General features: G+C 35.5%; 12 protein-coding genes and 3 pseudogenes. 14 read left to right on the top strand and 1 reads right to left on the bottom strand.

All coding sequences use genetic code 11. The features are described 5' to 3' along the window. Nucleotides 1-6: 6 nt before the first annotated feature. Nucleotides 7-2475: a DUF5686 and carboxypeptidase regulatory-like domain-containing protein gene (locus RRF69_RS04230; protein WP_316940710.1), complete on the bottom strand. Its 2469-nt coding sequence runs from the start codon at nt 2473-2475 to the stop codon at nt 7-9. Nucleotides 2476-2687: 212 nt separating this feature from the next. Here RRF69_RS04230 and RRF69_RS04225 point away from each other — a divergent pair. The 14 genes and pseudogenes from RRF69_RS04225 to RRF69_RS04160 all read left to right on the top strand — a co-directional run. Then, nucleotides 2688-4961, top strand: a pseudogene (locus RRF69_RS04225) (NADP-dependent malic enzyme); the annotation flags it as partial. A gap of 39 nt (nt 4962-5000) precedes the next feature. Further along, the gene (gene ruvA / locus RRF69_RS04220) at nt 5001-5582 is read left to right on the top strand and encodes a Holliday junction branch migration protein RuvA (RefSeq protein WP_316941106.1); all 582 of its coding nucleotides are present in this window, start codon (nt 5001-5003) and stop codon (nt 5580-5582) included. A gap of 4 nt (nt 5583-5586) precedes the next feature. Beyond that, nucleotides 5587-8403: a cell surface protein SprA gene (gene sprA / locus RRF69_RS04215; RefSeq protein WP_410479466.1), complete on the top strand. Its 2817-nt coding sequence runs from the start codon at nt 5587-5589 to the stop codon at nt 8401-8403. 12 nt (nt 8404-8415) lie between these two features. After that, nucleotides 8416-12858: pseudogene (gene sprA / locus RRF69_RS04210) on the top strand (cell surface protein SprA). A 24-nt stretch (nt 12859-12882) separates the two neighbouring features. Beyond that, complete coding sequence (gene gcvH / locus RRF69_RS04205) at nt 12883-13263, top strand: glycine cleavage system protein GcvH (RefSeq protein ID WP_316940708.1); 381 nt, start codon at nt 12883-12885, stop codon at nt 13261-13263. Beyond that, nucleotides 13235-13600: a VanZ family protein gene (locus RRF69_RS04200; protein ID WP_316940707.1), complete on the top strand. Its 366-nt coding sequence runs from the start codon at nt 13235-13237 to the stop codon at nt 13598-13600. The genes gcvH and RRF69_RS04200 overlap by 29 nt, the downstream gene beginning before the upstream one ends. Nucleotides 13601-13669: 69 nt before the next feature. Further along, a pseudogene (locus RRF69_RS04195) lies at nt 13670-14390 on the top strand (energy transducer TonB). Nucleotides 14391-14487: 97 nt separating this feature from the next. Then, a complete protein-coding gene (locus RRF69_RS04190; protein ID WP_316940706.1) occupies nt 14488-15237 on the top strand; it encodes an energy transducer TonB in 750 nt (249 codons plus the stop codon). Between the two features lie 30 nt (nt 15238-15267). Beyond that, entirely contained in the window at nt 15268-16020 is a 753-nt protein-coding gene (gene deoC / locus RRF69_RS04185) for a deoxyribose-phosphate aldolase (RefSeq protein ID WP_316940705.1), read from the top strand. Continuing rightward, nucleotides 16017-16592, top strand: a complete 576-nt coding sequence (locus RRF69_RS04180; RefSeq protein WP_316940704.1) for an acyltransferase — start codon at nt 16017-16019, stop codon at nt 16590-16592. The genes deoC and RRF69_RS04180 overlap by 4 nt, the downstream gene beginning before the upstream one ends. A 211-nt stretch (nt 16593-16803) precedes the next feature. Then, complete coding sequence (cyoE, locus tag RRF69_RS04175; protein ID WP_316940702.1) at nt 16804-17706, top strand: heme o synthase; 903 nt, start codon at nt 16804-16806, stop codon at nt 17704-17706. Between the two features lie 3 nt (nt 17707-17709). After that, nucleotides 17710-18297, top strand: coding sequence for a heme-copper oxidase subunit III (locus RRF69_RS04170; RefSeq protein ID WP_316940701.1), 588 nt, complete (start codon nt 17710-17712; stop codon nt 18295-18297). Between the two features lie 55 nt (nt 18298-18352). Then, nucleotides 18353-19336, top strand: coding sequence for a cytochrome c oxidase subunit 3 (locus tag RRF69_RS04165; RefSeq protein ID WP_316940700.1), 984 nt, complete (start codon nt 18353-18355; stop codon nt 19334-19336). A gap of 19 nt (nt 19337-19355) precedes the next feature. Continuing rightward, nucleotides 19356-19697 carry a cytochrome C oxidase subunit IV family protein gene (locus tag RRF69_RS04160; protein WP_316940698.1) on the top strand — a complete coding sequence of 114 codons (342 nt, stop codon included), beginning with the start codon at nt 19356-19358 and terminating at the stop codon, nt 19695-19697. Nucleotides 19698-19713: the final 16 nt, after the last annotated feature.

The raw sequence follows: 19713 nt of genomic DNA, 5'->3' as shown, positions 1-19713 counted from the left end.
TAAAAACTAATTGAACATACTCAAGCCAAAAAGCCAATCACTTCTTTGGATACCTCCAAAATTAGATCGAACATAATCTACGCGTAAAAAACGCCATTTGCCCCACCCAATATTATTCAGTCCAATAGAGTATTCGCTGTAAGGTTTTCTGTCAGCGGTAAATAAGGCTTTTCCTCCAGTAACCAACTGAAGGTTGAGAAGATTTATTCCTGGGATTTTTCCCAAAATGGCTCCTCTAAATTCGTGTTGTAGGTGCATTTCAGCATAGCGATCGTTGGAGAAAATTTCATAATAATGTAGCAATCCAAAACTATTGATGTATGAAATGTCAAGAGGAAAGGTGAATTGATTTCCATTAGGTTGAAAATAGTCCATAAAGGCAATATTTTTCTTTTCCAAGAAAATTCCTCCTCTAATATTATAGGAAAGTCTCCCATAATTTCCAGCATTGACATTTTGAGTTACTCTTCCAGTAAGTGCATCTGAATTTAGTTCTGAATTTTCTGCTCCAAATGTTTTTCTGTAATTAAGATGAAGGCTCGGGTATTTATCATTCCCAAGGTTTTCTTTTTCATGGGGGTAGGATAGGTATTTTTGACCAATAACAAAACGTGCACCCAAGTTGAGGATTGCAATTTCATGTTCCTGAAAGGGAGCGCTTACAAAATTGGTATCATCCAAAGGGTTGTTTGAGCTGTAAGAAACATTTTTATATTTAAAAGAGAAATTGGTGGTATTGTACAAAGGTTTTCTATTTGCATATTCCAAGGAACTATTGAGATAAATCCCATTACGGATCTCTTCAGAGTAGTCTATTTTTGCAAAAGTTTTTTCATATATTTTTAGATAACTATTTTTCCTAAAAAGAGTACTGACGCTATTGTTTAAGGGTAAAATTGGATTCCTATTGTTAAATTGTGCTGTCGTAATTCCTCCACTAATTCCGATTTTGGGTCTTGAAATATTGTTCCATTTTTTGTTAAAAAAGAAGGACGGTCGAAATTTTTGATCCGAAAAGCCATAGTTGAGGTTGATTCCACTGTTCCACCATTTCCCATATTCATTGAGCCTTTTAAAGTAACTGATTTCCACAGAAGTATGAAAGCCTTGTACGGGGTTGAAATTGGTTCTTGCTAAGGGGCCGCCATATGAGAGATTCCAATCTTTATAAGAATTTCGGTAGGTATATCCCATGATTGGATTCATCCATCCTATAGTATTTCTTGTGGCATCCAAAGAGTCTAAATATTTTTTTGATTTCCGAATAATTTTAAGGCTATCTTTTAAGGCATAATCGTTTACTTCTTCCATTGTTAGCGGAACTGGGCGAATTTTTTTCCAGTAAACAGTGTCTTTTTTAGTCGCCTCTTTCTCAAAGGTTAAAACTTCATTTGTAAATGTTTTTTTGGTGCTTTTGGGTGAGATTTTATAATCTGTATAGACATAAGAAAATTTTCCTCTGGGTTTGAATCCGAAAAGTTGAATGTCGAAATCGATGGTCTGAGTTCGCAAGGTCCATAGGTCGATTTTGCTTGAATAGGCATAGCTTTGTTTTAGTTTTAAGGAATTGACCATTGGCAAACCTATTTGAGCCCCGTTGGTAGTTAGTTCTGCTCCATACAATGCCCAGTCATCTTCTACAACATAGAGGTGTCCTTCAAATACTCTCGCTCCTTTTCGTTTGGGAATGATTTGAATTTTATTGATGAGTTTTCTGTTTTCATCATAAAAAGTTCCTTCCAATCGGTAGTTATAATATCCAAAAGCATTGGTAGAAATTGGAGAAATTAAATCATTAAAAATAGGAATGCTATTCTCGTACAAATTGATGTTGGACTCTTCAGCCCTGTTAAAACTCACCCCATTGTCTTTTCCAGAAACTTTGGAAGCGATAATTTTTTCTTTAAATTTTTTTGGCTTTTTTTGAGAAGTAATTTCAGAGATGGTTTCAGAGAGATAGACAATGCCACTTCTGGTAGAGTCCAGTCCTCCACCAAAATCTCCCGTTTTCATTCCTAAAAAACTTTCAGGAGCATTTTTAATTTTAGTCAGACCTCGTGAATAAAAATTTGCTGTATAATTTGCCAGTTTGTTGGTGTTTTTTTCTTTGGAGGCAATGGTATTTCTAATAATTGTATTTGCAGGATTGTCTTTGCTAGAAATTGAAATTGCTTCCAAGACGATACTTTCTTCTTCTAGTGTGGCATTTAACACAAATGGGAACACCTTTATAAAAACAGTCTTTTTCAAGGTTTTGTATCCTAAAAATTGAAATAAAATCGTATAATTTCCGGGTTTTTTAATATTCAAAATATAGTCTCCAGCATCATTTGAGGTGGTTCCTAGAGTGTTTTTTTCAAGGTAAATGCTCACAAAAGAAAGTGGGTTTCCAAAGGAGTCTGAGATGTTCCCAGTTACTTGTGCTAAAAGAGAGGAGTTTGTTAGTATAAAAAATAAGAAAATAATTTTTTTCACTGCAGATTTTTTTGATTAGACGTACGAATATCCTCTTTGTTACAAAGAAACGATTATTTAAAAAAACTCCGCGCAAAGGTTGTACCAATTTATTTTTTAGCTTATTTTTTGAATCAAATGACCTTCTGGAATCCCTAGTAAAAGAATCAAATAAACATTTGCTCTTGGTTTGAAAACCTTATATTTGCTCGTTATTAACCAACGATATTTTTATGAGCGATTCTAGAAAAAGACATGAAGCTTTGCTATACCACGCAAAACCCAAACCTGGAAAAATTGAAGTAGTTCCAACAAAAAAATATGCGACTCAGCACGACTTGGCTTTGGCATATTCACCCGGTGTTGCAGAACCATGTTTAGAAATTGCAAAAGACAGAAATAATGTTTACAAATACACTGCTAAGGGAAATTTAGTTGCTGTAATTACAAATGGAACCGCTGTGTTGGGCTTGGGAGATATTGGACCTGAGGCCTCTAAGCCAGTAATGGAAGGGAAAGGATTGTTATTTAAAATCTTCGCAGATATCGATGTTTTTGATATTGAAATTGATGCAACCGATGTAGATAAGTTTGTAGAAACCGTAAAAGCCATTGCGCCCACTTTTGGTGGAATTAATTTGGAAGATATTAAGGCTCCGGAAGCTTTTGAAATCGAAAGAAGATTAAAAGAGGAGTTGAATATTCCTGTAATGCATGATGATCAACATGGAACAGCAATCATATCTGCAGCAGCTTTAAAAAATGCAATAGACATTGCAGAAAAAGAATTTGCTACAGTAAAAATTGTTGTCAATGGTGCAGGAGCAGCAGCAATTTCTTGCACAAAATTGTATTTGAAATTAGGCGCTAGAAAAGAAAATATTGTCATGTGTGATAGCAAAGGGGTCATTCGAAAAGATCGTGCAAACCTTACTTCACAAAAAGCAGAATTTGCTACTAGTCAAGATCTTCATACATTAGAAGATGCGATGCACAATGCAGACGTTTTTATCGGGTTGTCTACAGGAAATATAGTGACACCAGAGATGCTTTTGGTAATGGCAAAAAACCCAATTGTATTTGCGATGGCAAATCCAGATCCAGAAATTGAATATGATTTAGCCGTTGCAACCAGAGATGATATTTTAATGGCTACAGGACGTTCAGATCATCCAAACCAAGTGAATAACGTATTGGGTTTCCCATTTATTTTTAGAGGGGCTTTGGATGTGAGAGCAACAAAAATTAACGAAGAAATGAAAATGGCAGCCGTACATGCCTTAGCTGACTTGGCTAAAAAATCGGTTCCAGAACAAGTAAATATTGTCTATGATGAGGTAAGCCTTACCTATGGAAAAGAATACATTATCCCAAAGCCTTTTGACCCAAGATTGATTTATGAAATTCCTCCAGCTGTTGCAAAAGCAGCGATGGATTCGGGAGTAGCTCTAGAGCCTATTGAAGATTGGGATCGCTACCGAGAAGAATTGATGGAAAGATCTGGAACTGGACGGAAAGAAATCAGATTGTTACACAACAGAGCAAAAAGCAAACCAAAACGAATAGTATTTGCTGAAGCAGATCATTTAGATGTGTTAAAAGCTGCTCAAAGAGTGTTTGATGAAAAAATTGGGCATCCGATTTTATTAGGAAGAAAAGAAGTTATTTTAGAACTCAAAGAAGAAATTGGGTTTACAGCAGATGTTCCGATTATTGACCCAAAAACAGACGAACAAAAAGAACGTAGAGATCGTTTTGGTGAGGTTTATTGGAAAAGCAGACAACGCAAAGGAAGAACTTATTCTGAAGCTGTAAAATTGATGCGTGAACGTAATTATTTTGCAGCCATGATGGTCAATGAAGGAGAAGCAGACGCATTAATTACAGGGTATTCAAGACCATATCCAGCAGTTGTTAAACCGATGTTGGAACTGATTGAAAAAGAAAAAGGTGTTACCAGAATTGCCGCTTGTAACTTAATGCTCACAAAACAAGGACCCTTGTTTTTGGCAGACACAACAATCAATGTGAATCCTTCTGCTAAAGATTTGGCAAAAATTTCTCAAATGACCGCCAATTTTGTTACCCGTTTTGGAATGAAGCCCAATATTGCAATGCTTTCCTTTTCTAATTTTGGATCTTCTAATACAGAAACTTCAAAGAAGATTCGTGAAGCAGTTTCTTACATACACCGCAATCATCCAAACGTGGTAATTGATGGAGAAATTCAAGCCGATTTTGCTCTGAATCCAGAGATGTTGGCAAAAGAATTCCCTTTTTCTAAGTTGAATGGAAAAAAAGTAAATGTGCTCATTTTTCCAAATTTAGAATCTGCAAACATTACCTATAAACTCTTAAAACAAGTCGATGACGCAGAATCTATTGGGCCTGTTATTTTAGGTTTCAGCAAGCCTGTACATATCATGCAATTAGGAGCGAGTGTTGATGAAATGGTAAATATGGCAGCACTGGCAGTTGTTGATGCTCAGGAAAAAGAAAAAAACAGACAAAATAAAATTTTTATATTAGCGGCTCAAATAGAACCTATGATTACACAATTAAGAGGAAGACTTGTTGAAAAAAACCCAACCTATGTAGTCGTAGATTGTAATGGAGTTGGATATTTATTGCACATTACATTAAATACTTTTTCAAGCCTTCCAACAGATGAAGCCGTTCTTTTATATACTCATCTTTCGATTCGTGAAGATGCGCATACGCTGTTTGGATTTATAAATAAAACCGAGCGAGAAGTTTTTAAATTATTAATTTCTGTTTCAGGAGTTGGACCTAGTATAGCAAGAACCATGTTGTCTTCAATGACATCTGAAGAGATTCAACAAGCCATAGCATCCGAAAATGTGCCTGTTATCCAATCCGTAAAAGGGATTGGAGCAAAAACTGCACAAAGAATGATTGTTGATCTGAAAGATAAAATATTAAAAACGTTTGATTTGGATGAAGTTTCTGTCTTCACTAACAATACGAATAAAGAAGAAGCGTTATCTGCTTTAGAGGTTTTAGGTTTTGCACGAAAACAATCTGAAAAAGTAATTTCATCAATTTTAAAAACCCACCAAGAAGCCTCTGTTGAGCAATTGATAAAATTAGCATTAAAGAATTTATAGATCCTTGAATACAAATATGAAGAATATATTTTTGTTTGTACTGTTTGCTTTCTTAGCAAGCATTTCTTCCTTTTCACAAACAAGTTCAGAGAATGATTCTACAGCGGTTAAAAAAGATTCAATAGAACTAAGGTACAACTTCAAAAATGACCAAACAGGGGGTTTGTTTTTAGATTATTTAGCACAAAAAGAAATTATTTTTGATAAGGTACTCAACAAATACGTAATTGTTGAAAAAATTGGAGCGTATGCAACTAGAACTCCCATATACTTAACCGCAGAGGAATATGCAAAATATCGATTAAAGAGAGATATGTTGCTTTATTTTAAAGAAAAAGTAAGCGCATCTAGTGGTAAAAAGAAAGGAGCAGAAGCGGCACAGAAAAATTTATTACCTACTTATTATGTTAATTCAAAATTTTTTGAAACTGTTTTTGGAAGCAATGCCGTTGAGGTAATTCCTACAGGAAATTTAAATTTAAAATTAGGTTTTACGTATCAAAATACTGAAAATCCACAAATTTCTGAAGAAAATAGAAGCAATTTCACCTTCGATTTTGACCAACAAATTAACGCAAGTATTCAGGCAAAAGTAGGAACACGACTTCAATTTACGGCCAACTATGACACCCAGGCTTCTTTCGATTTTCAAAATTTGGTGAAAATTGAATTCATGCCTGTAGAAACTCCAGGGATCTTAAAAGGGGTCAACAACAAAATAGGAGGTTTAAGCGACAAGTTAGACGGATACAGAGATCGTTTGACAAATAAAGCAGATGGATATAAAGACGATTTAACGAATTTTTCTGAAGACGGAATCATTCAAGGAATTGAAGCAGGAAATATTTCGATGCCCATCAAAAACTCTTTAATCAATGGAGCGCAAAGTTTGTTTGGTATCAAGACTGATTTAAAATTTGGAAATACCAACATTACCGCTGTTTTTTCACAACAAAATTCAGAAAGTAAAACAGTTACTTCTGAAGGAGGAGCCTCTATTCAACCTTTCGAATTAAGAGCAACAGATTACGATACAGACAGGCACTTTTTCTTAGCTCAATATTTTGTAGATAATTACGCGAAATCGCTGTCACAATATCCTTTGATCAGCAGTCAGATTAATATTACCAGAATTGAAGTTTGGATTACCAACCGTAATGCCAGTACCGAAGATTTTAGAAGTATCGTTGCCTTTGCCGATCTTGGTGAGGAAGGTGCATCGAATTTGACAAATAGGAATCCGTTAAATATTACTCCCAATGCAGACCGCCCATTTGCGTCTTTGCAAAGCATTCCTTCCAACAATACTAACAATATTTCTGACTTATTGACAGAAGGAAGTGCTATTAGAGATGTGGGAACCATCAATACAGTTTTGCCTGTTGGGCCCTATAATATGGAGGAAGGAAGAGATTATTCCATGCTTCAAAATGCAAGAAAATTACAAGAAAACGAGTATACCTTGAATCCACAATTAGGATTTATATCACTGAATAGAAGGCTCAACGACGGGGAAGTTTTGGCAGTTGCTTACGAATATACCGTTGCAGGAAATGTGCAAAAAGCAGATGGATCTCCAATCGAGCAAAATTCTTTTAAAGTAGGTGAATTTTCAAATGATGGAATTCAAGCTCCCAATAACCTAGCAGTAAAGCTATTGAGAAGTGAGGTGCTGACCACAAAAAGAGAGAACGGGCAAGGTGGTTTTGAACCATTTCCTACTTGGAGGTTAATGATGAAAAACGTTTATGCTTTAGGTGCCTATCCACTCTCACAAGAAGGCTTTCGTTTCGAAATTCAGTATCGAGATGATGCCACAGGAATTCCTTCAAATACCCTTCAGAATGCAAAAACACTAGAGATCTCTAACAAACCCTTGTTGCAAGTATTGCGATTGGATCAATTGGATCAAAGTCAGTTTCGAGATGCCGATGGGTACTTTGATTATGTAGAAGGTGTTACTGTGAATTCTCAAAATGGATTGATCTTTTTCCCAGAACCAGAACCTTTTGGAGGAAATCTAGACGATCAATTAACAGATCAGAGCGATAAAGAGACTTTCGTTTTTAAGGAACTCTATTTAGATACGAGGATCAATATCAAAAACAATTATCAAAATAAAGATAAGTTTTTCTTAAAAGGGTATTTTAAATCCGAGGATTCTGGCGGAATCCCCATAGGTGCTTTTAATGTTCCTCGAGGATCTGTAAAAGTAACTGCTGGAGGAAGACAGTTGGTGGAAGGTGTTGATTATGTGGTTGATTATTTAGCAGGGAAAGTACAAATTATTGACCCTGGATTACAAGCTTCTGGAGTGCCTATTAGTGTTTCTACAGAAAACAATGCAGTTTTCAATCAGCAAAGAAAAACGTTCATGGGGATCGATGTAGAGCATCGTTTTTCAGATGACTTTGTTCTGGGAGGAACTATTTTAAATGTTGAAGAAAGACCACTGACACCCAAAGTGAATTTTGGATCAGAACCCATTAACAATACCATGTTAGGGTTGAATGTAGATTATGCTACAGAAGTGCCTTTTTTCACAAAACTAGCAAACAAGCTTCCTTTTGTCGATACCGATGTACCGTCTAATTTGTCTGTAAGAGCAGATATGGCTTATTTATTACCAGGACACCAAGTGGAATTGATGTGGCGGGTGCAGCCACTTCTTATATTGATGATTTTGAAGCCTCACAAGTACCAATTTCATTATTATCTCCTTTGCAATGGTATTTGGCGAGTACTCCAAAAAATACTGTCAACGACGTTTTTAATGGAGGTAACAATACCATTGAGTACAATTATAAAAGAGCAAAATTAGCCTTAGTACACCATTGATCAAGTTTTCTATGGTTTGGGTGCTACCCCACCAGGAGTCAGTGCAGATGATTTGTCTAGAGCAGAGACCAGACAGATTAACTATAGAGAATTATTTCCAAATCAACAATTGGATATTACACAGAATAGTTTGATTCGAACGCTGGATTTGGCTTACTTTCCACATGAAAGAGGTTCTTACAATTTTGATACTGGAATCAATGTCAATCCCGATGGAACTTTTAAAGATCCAGCAACTCGTTGGGCAGGAATTACCCGTCCTTTAACCACCAATAATTTTGATCAAGCCAACGTAGAATACATTCAGTTTTGGATGATGGACCCCTATGAAAATTATTCGATTAGCACCGAAGAAGGTTTGCCCGAAGGTTTGGATTGGAGTGACGCCTCCAATCAAGTTGGAGATTTATATTTCAACCTTGGAAATATCTCAGAAGACATCAATAAGGACAATCGAAAAATGTATGAAAATGGCTTGCCAGAAATTGGTGGGACAGAAAATACAACACCTACTCTTTGGGGGAAAGTTCCTGCCAATCCTTCTATTATTTATGCATTTAGTGAAGAAGACGCTGCACGAGCCAATCAGGATCTTGGTTTTGATGGACTGAGTGATCAAGAGGAAATTTCAAAAGCAATATCAGAATTTAATATTACAGATTCTCAAATTTCTGCAATGTTTAAGGGAGATCCCGCATCCGATAATTTCCAGTTTTTTAGAGGAGGGTCACTGGATTCAGAAGGTGCTTCAGTCATCAAAAGGTATAAAAACTTTAACAATACACAAGGGAATTCTCCTACAATCAATCAATCACCAGAAGCTTATCCAACAGCATCTACATCGTATCCAGATGTCGAAGACATCAACAGGGATCAAACCATGAATACCATTGAAAGTTATTTTCAGTATAAAATTTCTATGAACAAAGCCGATTTGGTCAAAGGAACTAATTTTATTGTTGATGAAAAATCGACTACTGTTACCTTAGAAAACGGTGAAAAGCAAACCTCAAAATGGTATCAATTTAGAGTTCCTGTTCGGAGTGGAGTTCCAATTAATGGAATCTCAGATTTTAACAGTATTCGATTTATGAGAATGTTTGTTTCTGGATTTAAAATGCCTGTTGTTTTACGTTTTGGGGAGTTGGATTTAGTTCGAGGCGACTGGAGGCGTTATGTCAGAACCCTAGACCCAAACATCAATCCAGACCGCGATTTAACCCAGACTGAATTAAACGATTTTGAAGTTGGAGTTGTGAGTATTGAACAGAATGAAGGTAGCTATGTATTGCCTCCAGGAATTGTGAGAGAACGTTTGCAAGGAAGTACCACTGTTCAGCAACAAAACGAACAATCGGTAACCTTAAAGGTTTCGAATTTACAACCCAACAAAACAAGAGCCATTTATAAAAATATCAGTGTCGATTTAAGGAGATTCAAACAGCTTAAAATGTTTATGCATTTAGAGGAATTAGAGATTGGCAATACGATTTCTGACGGAGATATGGCGGCTGTAATCCGATTGGGAACCGATTTGAAAGACAACTTTTATCAGATCGAAATTCCGTTGAAAGTAACTGATAATAAAGCTATTTCTGCTTTGGATATATGGCCTGAAGAAAACAATTTAGATGTTGCGCTTGAGAGTTTAGGGAAGATCAAGTTGGAAAGAGATGTGTCAAATGCGGCTATCAATGAATTGTATACCTCTATCGTTGAAGATGTCAAAGTAAGTGTAAAAGGAAATCCAACCCTAGCGCAATTAAGAACCATCGTTCTTGGGTTGAAAAATAACACCACTTTGCCCAAAAGTGCAGAAATTTGGTTCAACGAATTGCGTTCAGCAGGATTTGACAACAAAGGAGGCTGGGCTGCAGTTGTGAATGCAGATGCCAACTTTGCAGATGTTGCCAATGTTTCTCTTTCAGGAAGCATGCAAACGGTAGGTTTTGGAAATGTTGGGGATCGTGTAAATCAACGAAGCTTAGACGAAACTAAAGAGTATAATTTTGCTACTACAGTTCAATTGGGTAGTGTGTTAACACCCAAAAATTGGGGCATTCAATTGCCAATGAGCTATAGTATTGGTGAGCAGTTTATCGATCCAAAATTTGATCCGCAATATCAAGATGTTGCTTTGGCAGATGCGATCGTACAAAACCCAAATAGCGAGTTTTCTAGAGATTATACCAAAAGAACTAGCATTAGTTTTAACAATGTAAAAAAGAATCGAAACCCTAGTTCTGAAAAAAAACCACAACCTTATGATGTGGAAAATATTTCTGTATCCTATGCACACAACAAAGAGTTTCACAGAGATTATAATATTGAAAAATACCTCAATGAAAGTGTGACAGCTTCCGCGGCTTATAATTTTAATTTTCAATCCAAAGGAATTACTCCTTTTAAAAATTTAGATTCTTTACAAGGGGACTATTGGCAGTTATTAAAAGACTTTAATTTTAATTTAGTGCCCAACTCTTTAGCCATAAATTCTAGAATTAATAGACAATACAGTGCGCAACAATCTCGGAACTTGGTTGAAGGACTGTCTGCACAGCCCGAATTAAAACAACGCAGATTTTTGTTTGACTGGGACTATGCCATTGGTTTCGATTTGACAAAATCAATCCAACTTAACTTCAATGCCACCAACAGTCATATCTATGATGCCTTTGGTTCAGGAGAAGATTTGGAAGTTTTTGATGATTTTTTCAATACGGGAAGACCCAACAAATACCATCAAAAATTAAATGGGACCTATAAGTTGCCAATAAATAAAATTCCGTTTTTAGATTTTGTAAAAGCAGACTATGCCTACACTGCAGATTTTGATTGGCAAGTAACCTCTCAAGACAACACGATCAACGAAAAAATTGGAAATGTCATTCAGAATGCCAACACCCACAATTTAAACACAACGTTTAATTTTGATAAGTTTTACAAAAAACTTGGAATTGAAAAATTGTTTCTTAAAAAATCACAGCGAAATCGAAGTGCTAGAAGTGGGGCAAACATTCAGGGAGCACCAAGAGGCGTTGCAAAAAGCAAAAAATTACCTTTGGGAACACAAATTTTGAAAGGGGCATACAATCTGGTTACTTCTGTAAAACAAGGTAAAATTAGTTATTCAGAAAACAATGGACAATTGTTACTATAGGCTATAATGAAACCGTTGGTTTTTTAGGCGGAGCACCGACATCATTTGCTTTTGGGAGTCAAGTAGACATTCGAAATAAAGCCTTGATCAATGGTTGGTTGATCGATCCAAGAAATCCCGATTCAACAGATCCAGACCAAGGCGTATTTTAATAAGACCTATCGGAAAACACATTATAACAAATTAGATTATTCCTATACGTTAAAACCGTTTCAAGATTTAAATATTGATGTTATTGGAAATAAAATTCAGACTCGAGATTTACAGCAACAATTAGATGTAATTGTAGACACCAACAATCCTGCGAATACCTTTGGAGTTCTAGATGCAAGAGCTGCCGCTTTTGAAACAGGGAACTTTAGCACTAGTTATGCAATGATCGGAACTTCTTTTTCAAATGGGGATGCCTTGTTTCAAAAAATGAAAGACCATCGAGGAATCGTTGCGAAGAGATTATCTGAAGAGAGTGGTTTACCTATAGACGGTTTTGGTGAGAACAGCCAACAAGTTCTATTACCTGCTTTTATGGCGGCCTATTCAGGAAGCAATCCAGAAAAAGTAAGTACGGGACTCTTTAGAGATGTTCCAATTCCTAACTGGACCTTAAGGTATAACGGTTTTATGAAGAAAAAATGGTTTAAGAAAAACTTTAGCACATTTGTGGTTTCACACGGATATCGATCTTCCTATACCGTTTCAAGTTTTACCAACAATCTTCAGTATAGTGGAGATGCATTAAATCCAAATATCAATACAGCAAAAAATTACGAACCGGAATTGTTAGTTTCTGCAGTGACATTGGTCGATGAATTTTCGCCATTATTAAAAGTAGACATGAAAATGAAGAACTCATTTTCTTTTCGAGGAGAAGTTAAAAGAGACCGCACCTTAACGATGAACTTCAACAATAGTACTTTAACAGATATCAAAGGGACAGAATATATAGTAGGGATGGGGTATGTCTTTAAAGACGTGAAATTTAGCACCCGTTTTACAGGAAAAAAAGAAACTTTAAAAGGAGATGTCATCCTAAGAGGAGATATTTCTTTTAGAGATAATTTAACGCAAATTCGATCGGTAGATATCGACAATAATCAAATTAGTGGTGGACAGCGATTATTTTCATTAAAATTTACTGCAGATTATAGATTAAATAGTAATTTAACCGCGTCGTTTTATTACAATCATCAAACGTCAAAATATGCGATTTCTACCACATTTCCAAGACAGGCAATTAATGGTGGGTTCAATATTATTTACAATTTAGGAGGAAATTAATAGCAACTATAAACACATTTTAGCATGAATATCCCATCAAATTTAAAATACACAAAAGATCACGAGTGGATTAAAATTGAAGGCAATATTGCCACTGTAGGTATTACCGATTTTGCACAAGGAGAATTAGGCGATATAGTCTATGTAGACGTTGACACATTAGACGATACAGTAGAAGAAGGAGATGTTTTTGGTTCTGTAGAAGCTGTAAAAACAGTATCCGATTTGTTTATGCCTTTAACTGGTGAAGTTTGTGAGTTTAATGAAGCTCTAGAGGATGATCCAGAATTGGTCAATACAGATCCGTATGAAAAGGGGTGGATGATTAAGATTGCTTTTACAGACGATTCTCAAATAGACGCCTTATTAGATGCAGATGCCTATAAAGACCTTATTGCAGGATAAGAGTATTTGGCTTGCGATTGCCAGTACACTAGGGATCGCCTTTTTAAGTCTCATCAAAACGAATGAGTTACCAGTAGTTCATCTTTCAAATATTGATAAACTGTTTCATGGGATTGCTTATTTTGTTTTAACGATGAGCTGGTTGCTGACTTTTACAAAAAGACACTACAAATACTACATTCTTCTAGCCTGTATTATTTATGGCATATTTATTGAAGTATTACAAACAGTATTAACAACATATAGAACTGGCGATTTCATTGATATTCTAGCAAATACAACAGGAGCTCTACTTGCATTGTTATTTTTCAATCTTTTTTTTGAAAAAAAACAGTAAAATAAGTGGAAGTCTTGCAGATAAATCAATAATTTAATTAAATTAGCCAACTATTAAAAACCTTTTACGATGGAAATTAAAAAAAATCCAAAATCTAATTTAGAAAACTACAGTAAAATTTTTATGCAAATAGGCCTAGTATTAGCTCTATTCATAACATATGCTGCCATAGAAAAGAAAACCTATGATAGAAATATCGGAGATTTAGGTGTGGTGAATATGAATGCTGATATGGAAGAAGAAACCGTTATTACAGAGCGCATTGAAGAGGTGAAGCCAAAAACTCCGCCACCACCAGCTCCAGAAAAAATTGAAATTGTAGAAGACGAGAAAGAAGTAGAAGAAACTGTAATTGAAAGTACAGAAACAGATGAATCTGAAGAGATTGTTGTTGAAGAAATCGTAGAGGTAGAAGAGGCAGAAGAGGTTGTAGAGGACGTAAGTTTTATGATTATTGAAGATGTTCCTGTTTTTCCTGGATGTAAAGGAAATAAATCAGAATTGAAATCCTGCTTTAGTAAAATGGTTCAAAAACATTTTTCTAGAAAATTTGATGCAGACTTACCAAACGAATTGGGTTTAAATCCAGGACGTAAAAAAGTATTCATCGGTTTTAAAATTGATAAAAATGGAAACGTTGTAAACATTCAAGCAAGAGCTCCACACCCAAAGATTAAAAGTGAAGTTGTAAAGGTGATGAAAATGTTGCCGAAAATGACACTATGGAAGACAGCGAGGAAAAGCAGTAGGGGTGAAATATAGCATCCCATTTACTTTAATCGTAGAGTAACTTAAAAAAATAGTTTTTAAAAGCGCAACCGTTTGGTTGCGCTTTTTTTTATGGCATGTTCTTTGGTTTTATTTCAGGGTAACCTTAAAACAGTCGAATGATGAAAAACACAAAAAAAGTACCTGCCAAACAATTAGAAAAGTTCTCTTCGGTATTTATGCAGTTGGGCTTAGTCCTATCGTTATCTATTGTTTATGCGTTTTTAGAGCACCAAACCGAACAACAGCTGTACGTTCAAAATTCTCTTTCCAAGGAACTGACAATTCGTTGTTTTCCTAGTGAGCCCCAAAATAGCCACTTCCAAAAAGAACCCAAAGTAATTCCTACAAGAAAAGAAAGACCCCCTCAAGTATTTGATTTAGATGATTTCAAGGTTGGAGATGACACAGTCATAGAAACGTTTTTTCCTGAAACTATAAATGAAGATCCTGTTATTTTGGATATTAATACTGTAACCTATATAGATGAGTCTAAAGGTCCAGAACCAGAAACTGTCCCATTTATACTCATTGAAAATGCTCCTGTGTACATGGGCTGTGAGGGCTTATCAAAAGAAGAAAATAAGAAATGTTTTGGCAAAAAGATGACTCGATTTGTTGTTGAAAATTTTGACTCAAATTTAGCACAAGAATTAGGATTACACTCAGGAAAGCATAAAATGCATTCGCAATTTGTAATTGATAAATATGGAAAGGTGATCGATATTAAAATCAGAGCTCCCCATCCTAAATTAGAAAAAGAAGTTCTAAGAATCATCCAAAAACTACCTCAGTTCACCCCTGGAAAACAACGAATGAAACCCGTTAAAGTTCGCTATACGCTTCCAATTTCCTTTCAGGTCGAATAAAAAGAATTCAATATTGTGTACTTTTGGCCAATGGAAATTCATCAATTTTTAGACGCGACCTATTTGAAGACTGCAATTCAGGGAGGAATCTCTGAAGAAAAAAATTTGGAAAATGTAGTGGAACTCACTCAAGAGGCAATTCAGTATCAGTACAAATTAGTTATGATACGCGCAGAATATATTCCTGTGGTAAGAGATCTTTTGAATCAGTCAAACTCAAAGACATTAATAGGGACGGTTATCGGGTTTCATGATGGAAGGGCAACAGTTTCAGAAAAATTGAAGGAAGCTCAAAAAGCCATTGATTTAGGAGCAGACGAGCTCGACTTTGTATTGAATTATACAGCATTTAAAAATGGAAATTTAGCATTGATTGATGAAGAAATTATCCAATGTACAAAACTGTCTTTAGGCAACATGAAAGTTGCGAAATGGATTATTGAAACCGCTGCTTTAACAAATGAAGAAATAGTCGTAATTTCACAACGGATAAAAGAACTGGTTTTGGCTCATTTTAAGCAAGACGCTGCACAGCGTGTTTTTGTAAAATCATCAACAGGATTTTATTGCACAGAGAACAATGAACCCAATGGGGCTACTTTAGAAAATATACCCTTGATTGTTGGCAATGCAAAACCATTGCAAGTCAAGGCAGCTGGAGGTGTTCGAGATTATCAGATGGCAGAAAAAATGATTGCTTTGGGAGTCGATCGGATAGGAACCTCATCGGCTAAACAAATTTGCACACAGGAAAACACAACAACGAAAAACAATTTATATTGAAACAATATTTCGCACATGAAACGGCTGTAATCGATCCAAATTGCAATATTGGTAAGGATACAAAAATTTGGCACTTCAGTCATATCATGCCAAATTGTACTATTGGTGAAAGCTGTACTATTGGTCAGAACGTTATGGTATCTCCACAGGTAGTTTTGGGGAACAATGTCAAAGTGCAGAATAATGTTTCCATTTATACAGGGGTTCAATGCGAAGACGATGTTTTTTTAGGACCTTCGATGGTTTTTACAAATGTGATCAATCCAAGGAGTGCTCTCAATAGAAAAAGTGAATATCTAGAAACACGGGTAAAAAAGGGGGCAAGTATTGGTGCCAATGCTACCATTGTTTGTGGGAATATCATTGGTGAATATGCTTTCGTAGGTGCAGGTACCGTGGTCACAACAACAGTAAAACCCTATGCACTTGTGGTTGGGAATCCGTCCAGACAAATAGGTTGGGTAAGTGAATATGGACATCGTTTAGATTTTGACAATACTGGAGTTGCAATTTGTAAGGAATCTAAACAGAAATATCTATTGAAGAACAATCATGTTTCAAAAATGACCTAATCAATCTCATTTACTCGTTAAAAAAAACGTTAACACTTTAGTATAGATCTCTTATTGTCTTTGATGTGTGGTTTAAATCACACTTTTTCTTTTTCATAGCAATTTTCCCATTCAGAAGAGATTCTTTTCTGTGTGGGTTTTTCTTTTTAAGCATAAAAACTCATTGTAAAGTCATATTTATGAAATATCTTTGCAGTCAAGTAAATAGATCATGAATTCTACTACCATTTCGGAGAATAATACATCTTTAAAAACAACAGTTACAGATCTAAAGCAGCTTATTAAAGTTGGTTTGTCTTTAAGTGTAGTTTTTTCTTCAGTGGCAGGGTATTTATTAGCCGTAGAAACAGTCGATTACACCATTCTATTGTTGCTTGCTGTTGGTGGATTTTTAATGGTAGGTGCTTCAAATGCTTTCAATCAAATTATTGAAAAAGATACAGATGCATTGATGCAGCGTACAAAAAATCGACCCTTGCCAACGGGTAGGATGTCTGTTCAAACAGCATTTTTCATCGCCATTCTTTTTGCAGTTGTAGGCTTAAGCATCCTTTATTATATCAATGCGAAGAGTGCTTTGTTTGGCGCTATTTCTATTTTCTTATATACAAGTGCCTATACACCCTTAAAACCTGTAACTCCTCTAACTGTTTTTGTTGGTGCAATTCCCGGAGCCATTCCATTTATGTTGGGCTGGGTTGCGGCCACCAATCAATTTGGAATCGAAGCAGGAATCTTATTTATGATTCAATTTTTCTGGCAATTTCCTCACTTTTGGTCTATTGGATGGTTGCAATATGAAGAGTATAAGAAAGCCGGTTTCAATATGCTTCCGATGAATACGAAGGATACGGGGGCAGTAAAGCAAATAATTTTTTACACCGTGATTATGATTTTGATCTCCGTTGCACCTGTTTTAAGAGCTACAGGAGATTTTTATATCTACCCTGCAACTGCTATAATCGTTGCATTATTGGGTTGTTTAATGCTGTATTATGCAGTGCAGCTCCATAAAACATTACAGAACACCGAGGCTAGAAAGCTAATGTTATCGAGTGTTTTGTACATAACATTGGTTCAAGTGATTTATGTGGTTGATAAATTTTTACATTAAGAAATGATAACAGAAGAAAAATTACAAGAAGAATTATTAGTAGCAAAACGCAAATCAGCAAAACCAATGTTATGGGTTTCCATGATTAGTATGGTGATGTTCTTTGCAGGACTGACGAGTGCCTACGTCATTAGTATGCGGAGAGATGACTGGGTTTCTTTCGATTTACCAGAAGCATTCTATATCAGTACAGTTTTGATCGTTTTGAGTAGCATTTCCTTGTTGTTATCGCAGCGATTTATTAAGAGCGACAAAAGACAACTTTCTTTATTTTTTGTAGTACTTACACTTGTATTGGGACTTGGTTTTGTTTGGCAACAATATGTAGGCTTCAATCAACTAAAAAGCATTGGCTTGTTCTTTACAGGGCCCGAGAGCACCGTATCAACATCGTTTATCATCGGGATTACATTTTTGCATGTTTTACACCTATTGGCAGGGGTAGTTGTACTACTTGTTGTTATTTATAATCATTTTAAATATAAATACAAACCAAATGATTTCCTAGGCTTTGAACTAGGTGCTATCTTCTGGCATTTTGTAGATATATTATGGATTTATCTATTTTTCTTTTTCTCTTTTATTAAGTGATGAAAAATGATTAATTTTGGCGAACTATTAAAAAACTATTTAACAGAATAATAATATGAAATCAAATTCAGCGGTAACTTCTAACAAAAAAGAAACCTGGGATGGAGGTGGTATAAAACCATTTGGCGCAAGTTACGGTAAAATGATGATGTGGTTTTTTATCGTTTCCGATGCTTTAACCTTTTCTGGGTTTTTAGCAGCGTACGGTTTAACACGTTTTAAATTTATTGACTCTTGGCCTATTGCTGATGAAGTTTTTACTCACGTTCCTTTTGTACACGGTAATTACCCAATGATTTATGTTGCAATTATGACATTTATCTTAATTGTCTCTTCTGTTACCATGGTTTTGGCAGTAGATGCAGGTCATAAAATGCAAAAAAATAAAGTTGCTTGGTACATGTTTGCAACCATTATTTTTGGAATCATCTTTGTAGGCTCTCAAGCTTGGGAATGGAAAACATTTATCAAAGGTTCTTATGGTGCAGTGAAAACGACTGAAGGAAAAATTCTACAATTTGTAAATGCTGAAGGGGAACAAATCGCGTTGTCTGATTTTGTCACTACAAAAAGAACAGATGGTAGAGAACAACACACAAAAGAAAATGGATTGTGGTTTGAAAAAGAACCAACGATAGCGACCTACTCGGTAGATCAAATTATTGAAGCTTATAACACGCACCCTGAAGTTCAAGTAAGGACAGAATTGATCAACTTAGAAACAAAAAAGAAAACTATTTTGTCAAGAGAAGAGGGTTCTGCACAGTTAGCTAAAACAAGATTAGTCGTAGAAGGAGCAAATTTAGAGGTAAATGAATATGGAAATACCATTTTTGCAGATTTCTTCTTTTTCATAACAGGTTTTCATGGTTTTCACGTATTCTCTGGAATTCTAATTAACATTATTATTTTCTTTAATGTCATTGTTGGGACGTATGAGAAACGAGGTCACTACGAAATGGTAGAAAAAGTAGGATTGTACTGGCACTTTGTAGATTTAGTTTGGGTTTTCGTATTCACATTCTTCTACTTAGTTTAATAAAATAAATAGCATACAAATGGCACACGCACACGAATCGAATACAAAGAAAATTTGGATAGTATTAATCATCTTAACCCTAATTACGGGTGTAGAAGTATGGTTAGGAATTATAAAGCCCGATTTTTTATATCTATCAAACCTTTTAGGAACAAGTTGGTTAAATTGGATTTTCATTATCTTAACATTAGTCAAAGCATATTTTATTGCTTGGTCTTTTATGCACTTGGAAGGAGAAAAAAAATGGTTCAGACGTGCGATTGTTTGGACGCCCATTTTTCTAATCTGTTATCTTGTAACCTTATTATTGATAGAGGGCGGTTATGTCTATGACACCTTAGGGCCACTCGTTAAGTGGTAATACATATAGAAGGTGG

Source organism: Polaribacter sp. HL-MS24, assembly GCF_032758595.1.
GTDB lineage: Bacteria > Bacteroidota > Bacteroidia > Flavobacteriales > Flavobacteriaceae > Polaribacter.
This window is presented reverse-complemented; position numbering and strand designations above follow the sequence as displayed.

Coding starts and splice junctions, on each gene's coding strand:
- gcvH (WP_316940708.1), top strand. CDS start 12,883: ATGAATATCCCATCAAATTTAAAATACACAAAAGATCACGAGTGGATT.
- RRF69_RS04190 (WP_316940706.1), top strand. CDS start 14,488: ATGATGAAAAACACAAAAAAAGTACCTGCCAAACAATTAGAAAAGTTC.
- deoC (WP_316940705.1), top strand. CDS start 15,268: ATGGAAATTCATCAATTTTTAGACGCGACCTATTTGAAGACTGCAATT.
- ruvA (WP_316941106.1), top strand. CDS start 5,001: ATGATTACACAATTAAGAGGAAGACTTGTTGAAAAAAACCCAACCTAT.
- RRF69_RS04160 (WP_316940698.1), top strand. CDS start 19,356: ATGGCACACGCACACGAATCGAATACAAAGAAAATTTGGATAGTATTA.
- RRF69_RS04170 (WP_316940701.1), top strand. CDS start 17,710: ATGATAACAGAAGAAAAATTACAAGAAGAATTATTAGTAGCAAAACGC.
- RRF69_RS04165 (WP_316940700.1), top strand. CDS start 18,353: ATGAAATCAAATTCAGCGGTAACTTCTAACAAAAAAGAAACCTGGGAT.
- RRF69_RS04200 (WP_316940707.1), top strand. CDS start 13,235: ATGCCTATAAAGACCTTATTGCAGGATAAGAGTATTTGGCTTGCGATT.
- cyoE (WP_316940702.1), top strand. CDS start 16,804: ATGAATTCTACTACCATTTCGGAGAATAATACATCTTTAAAAACAACA.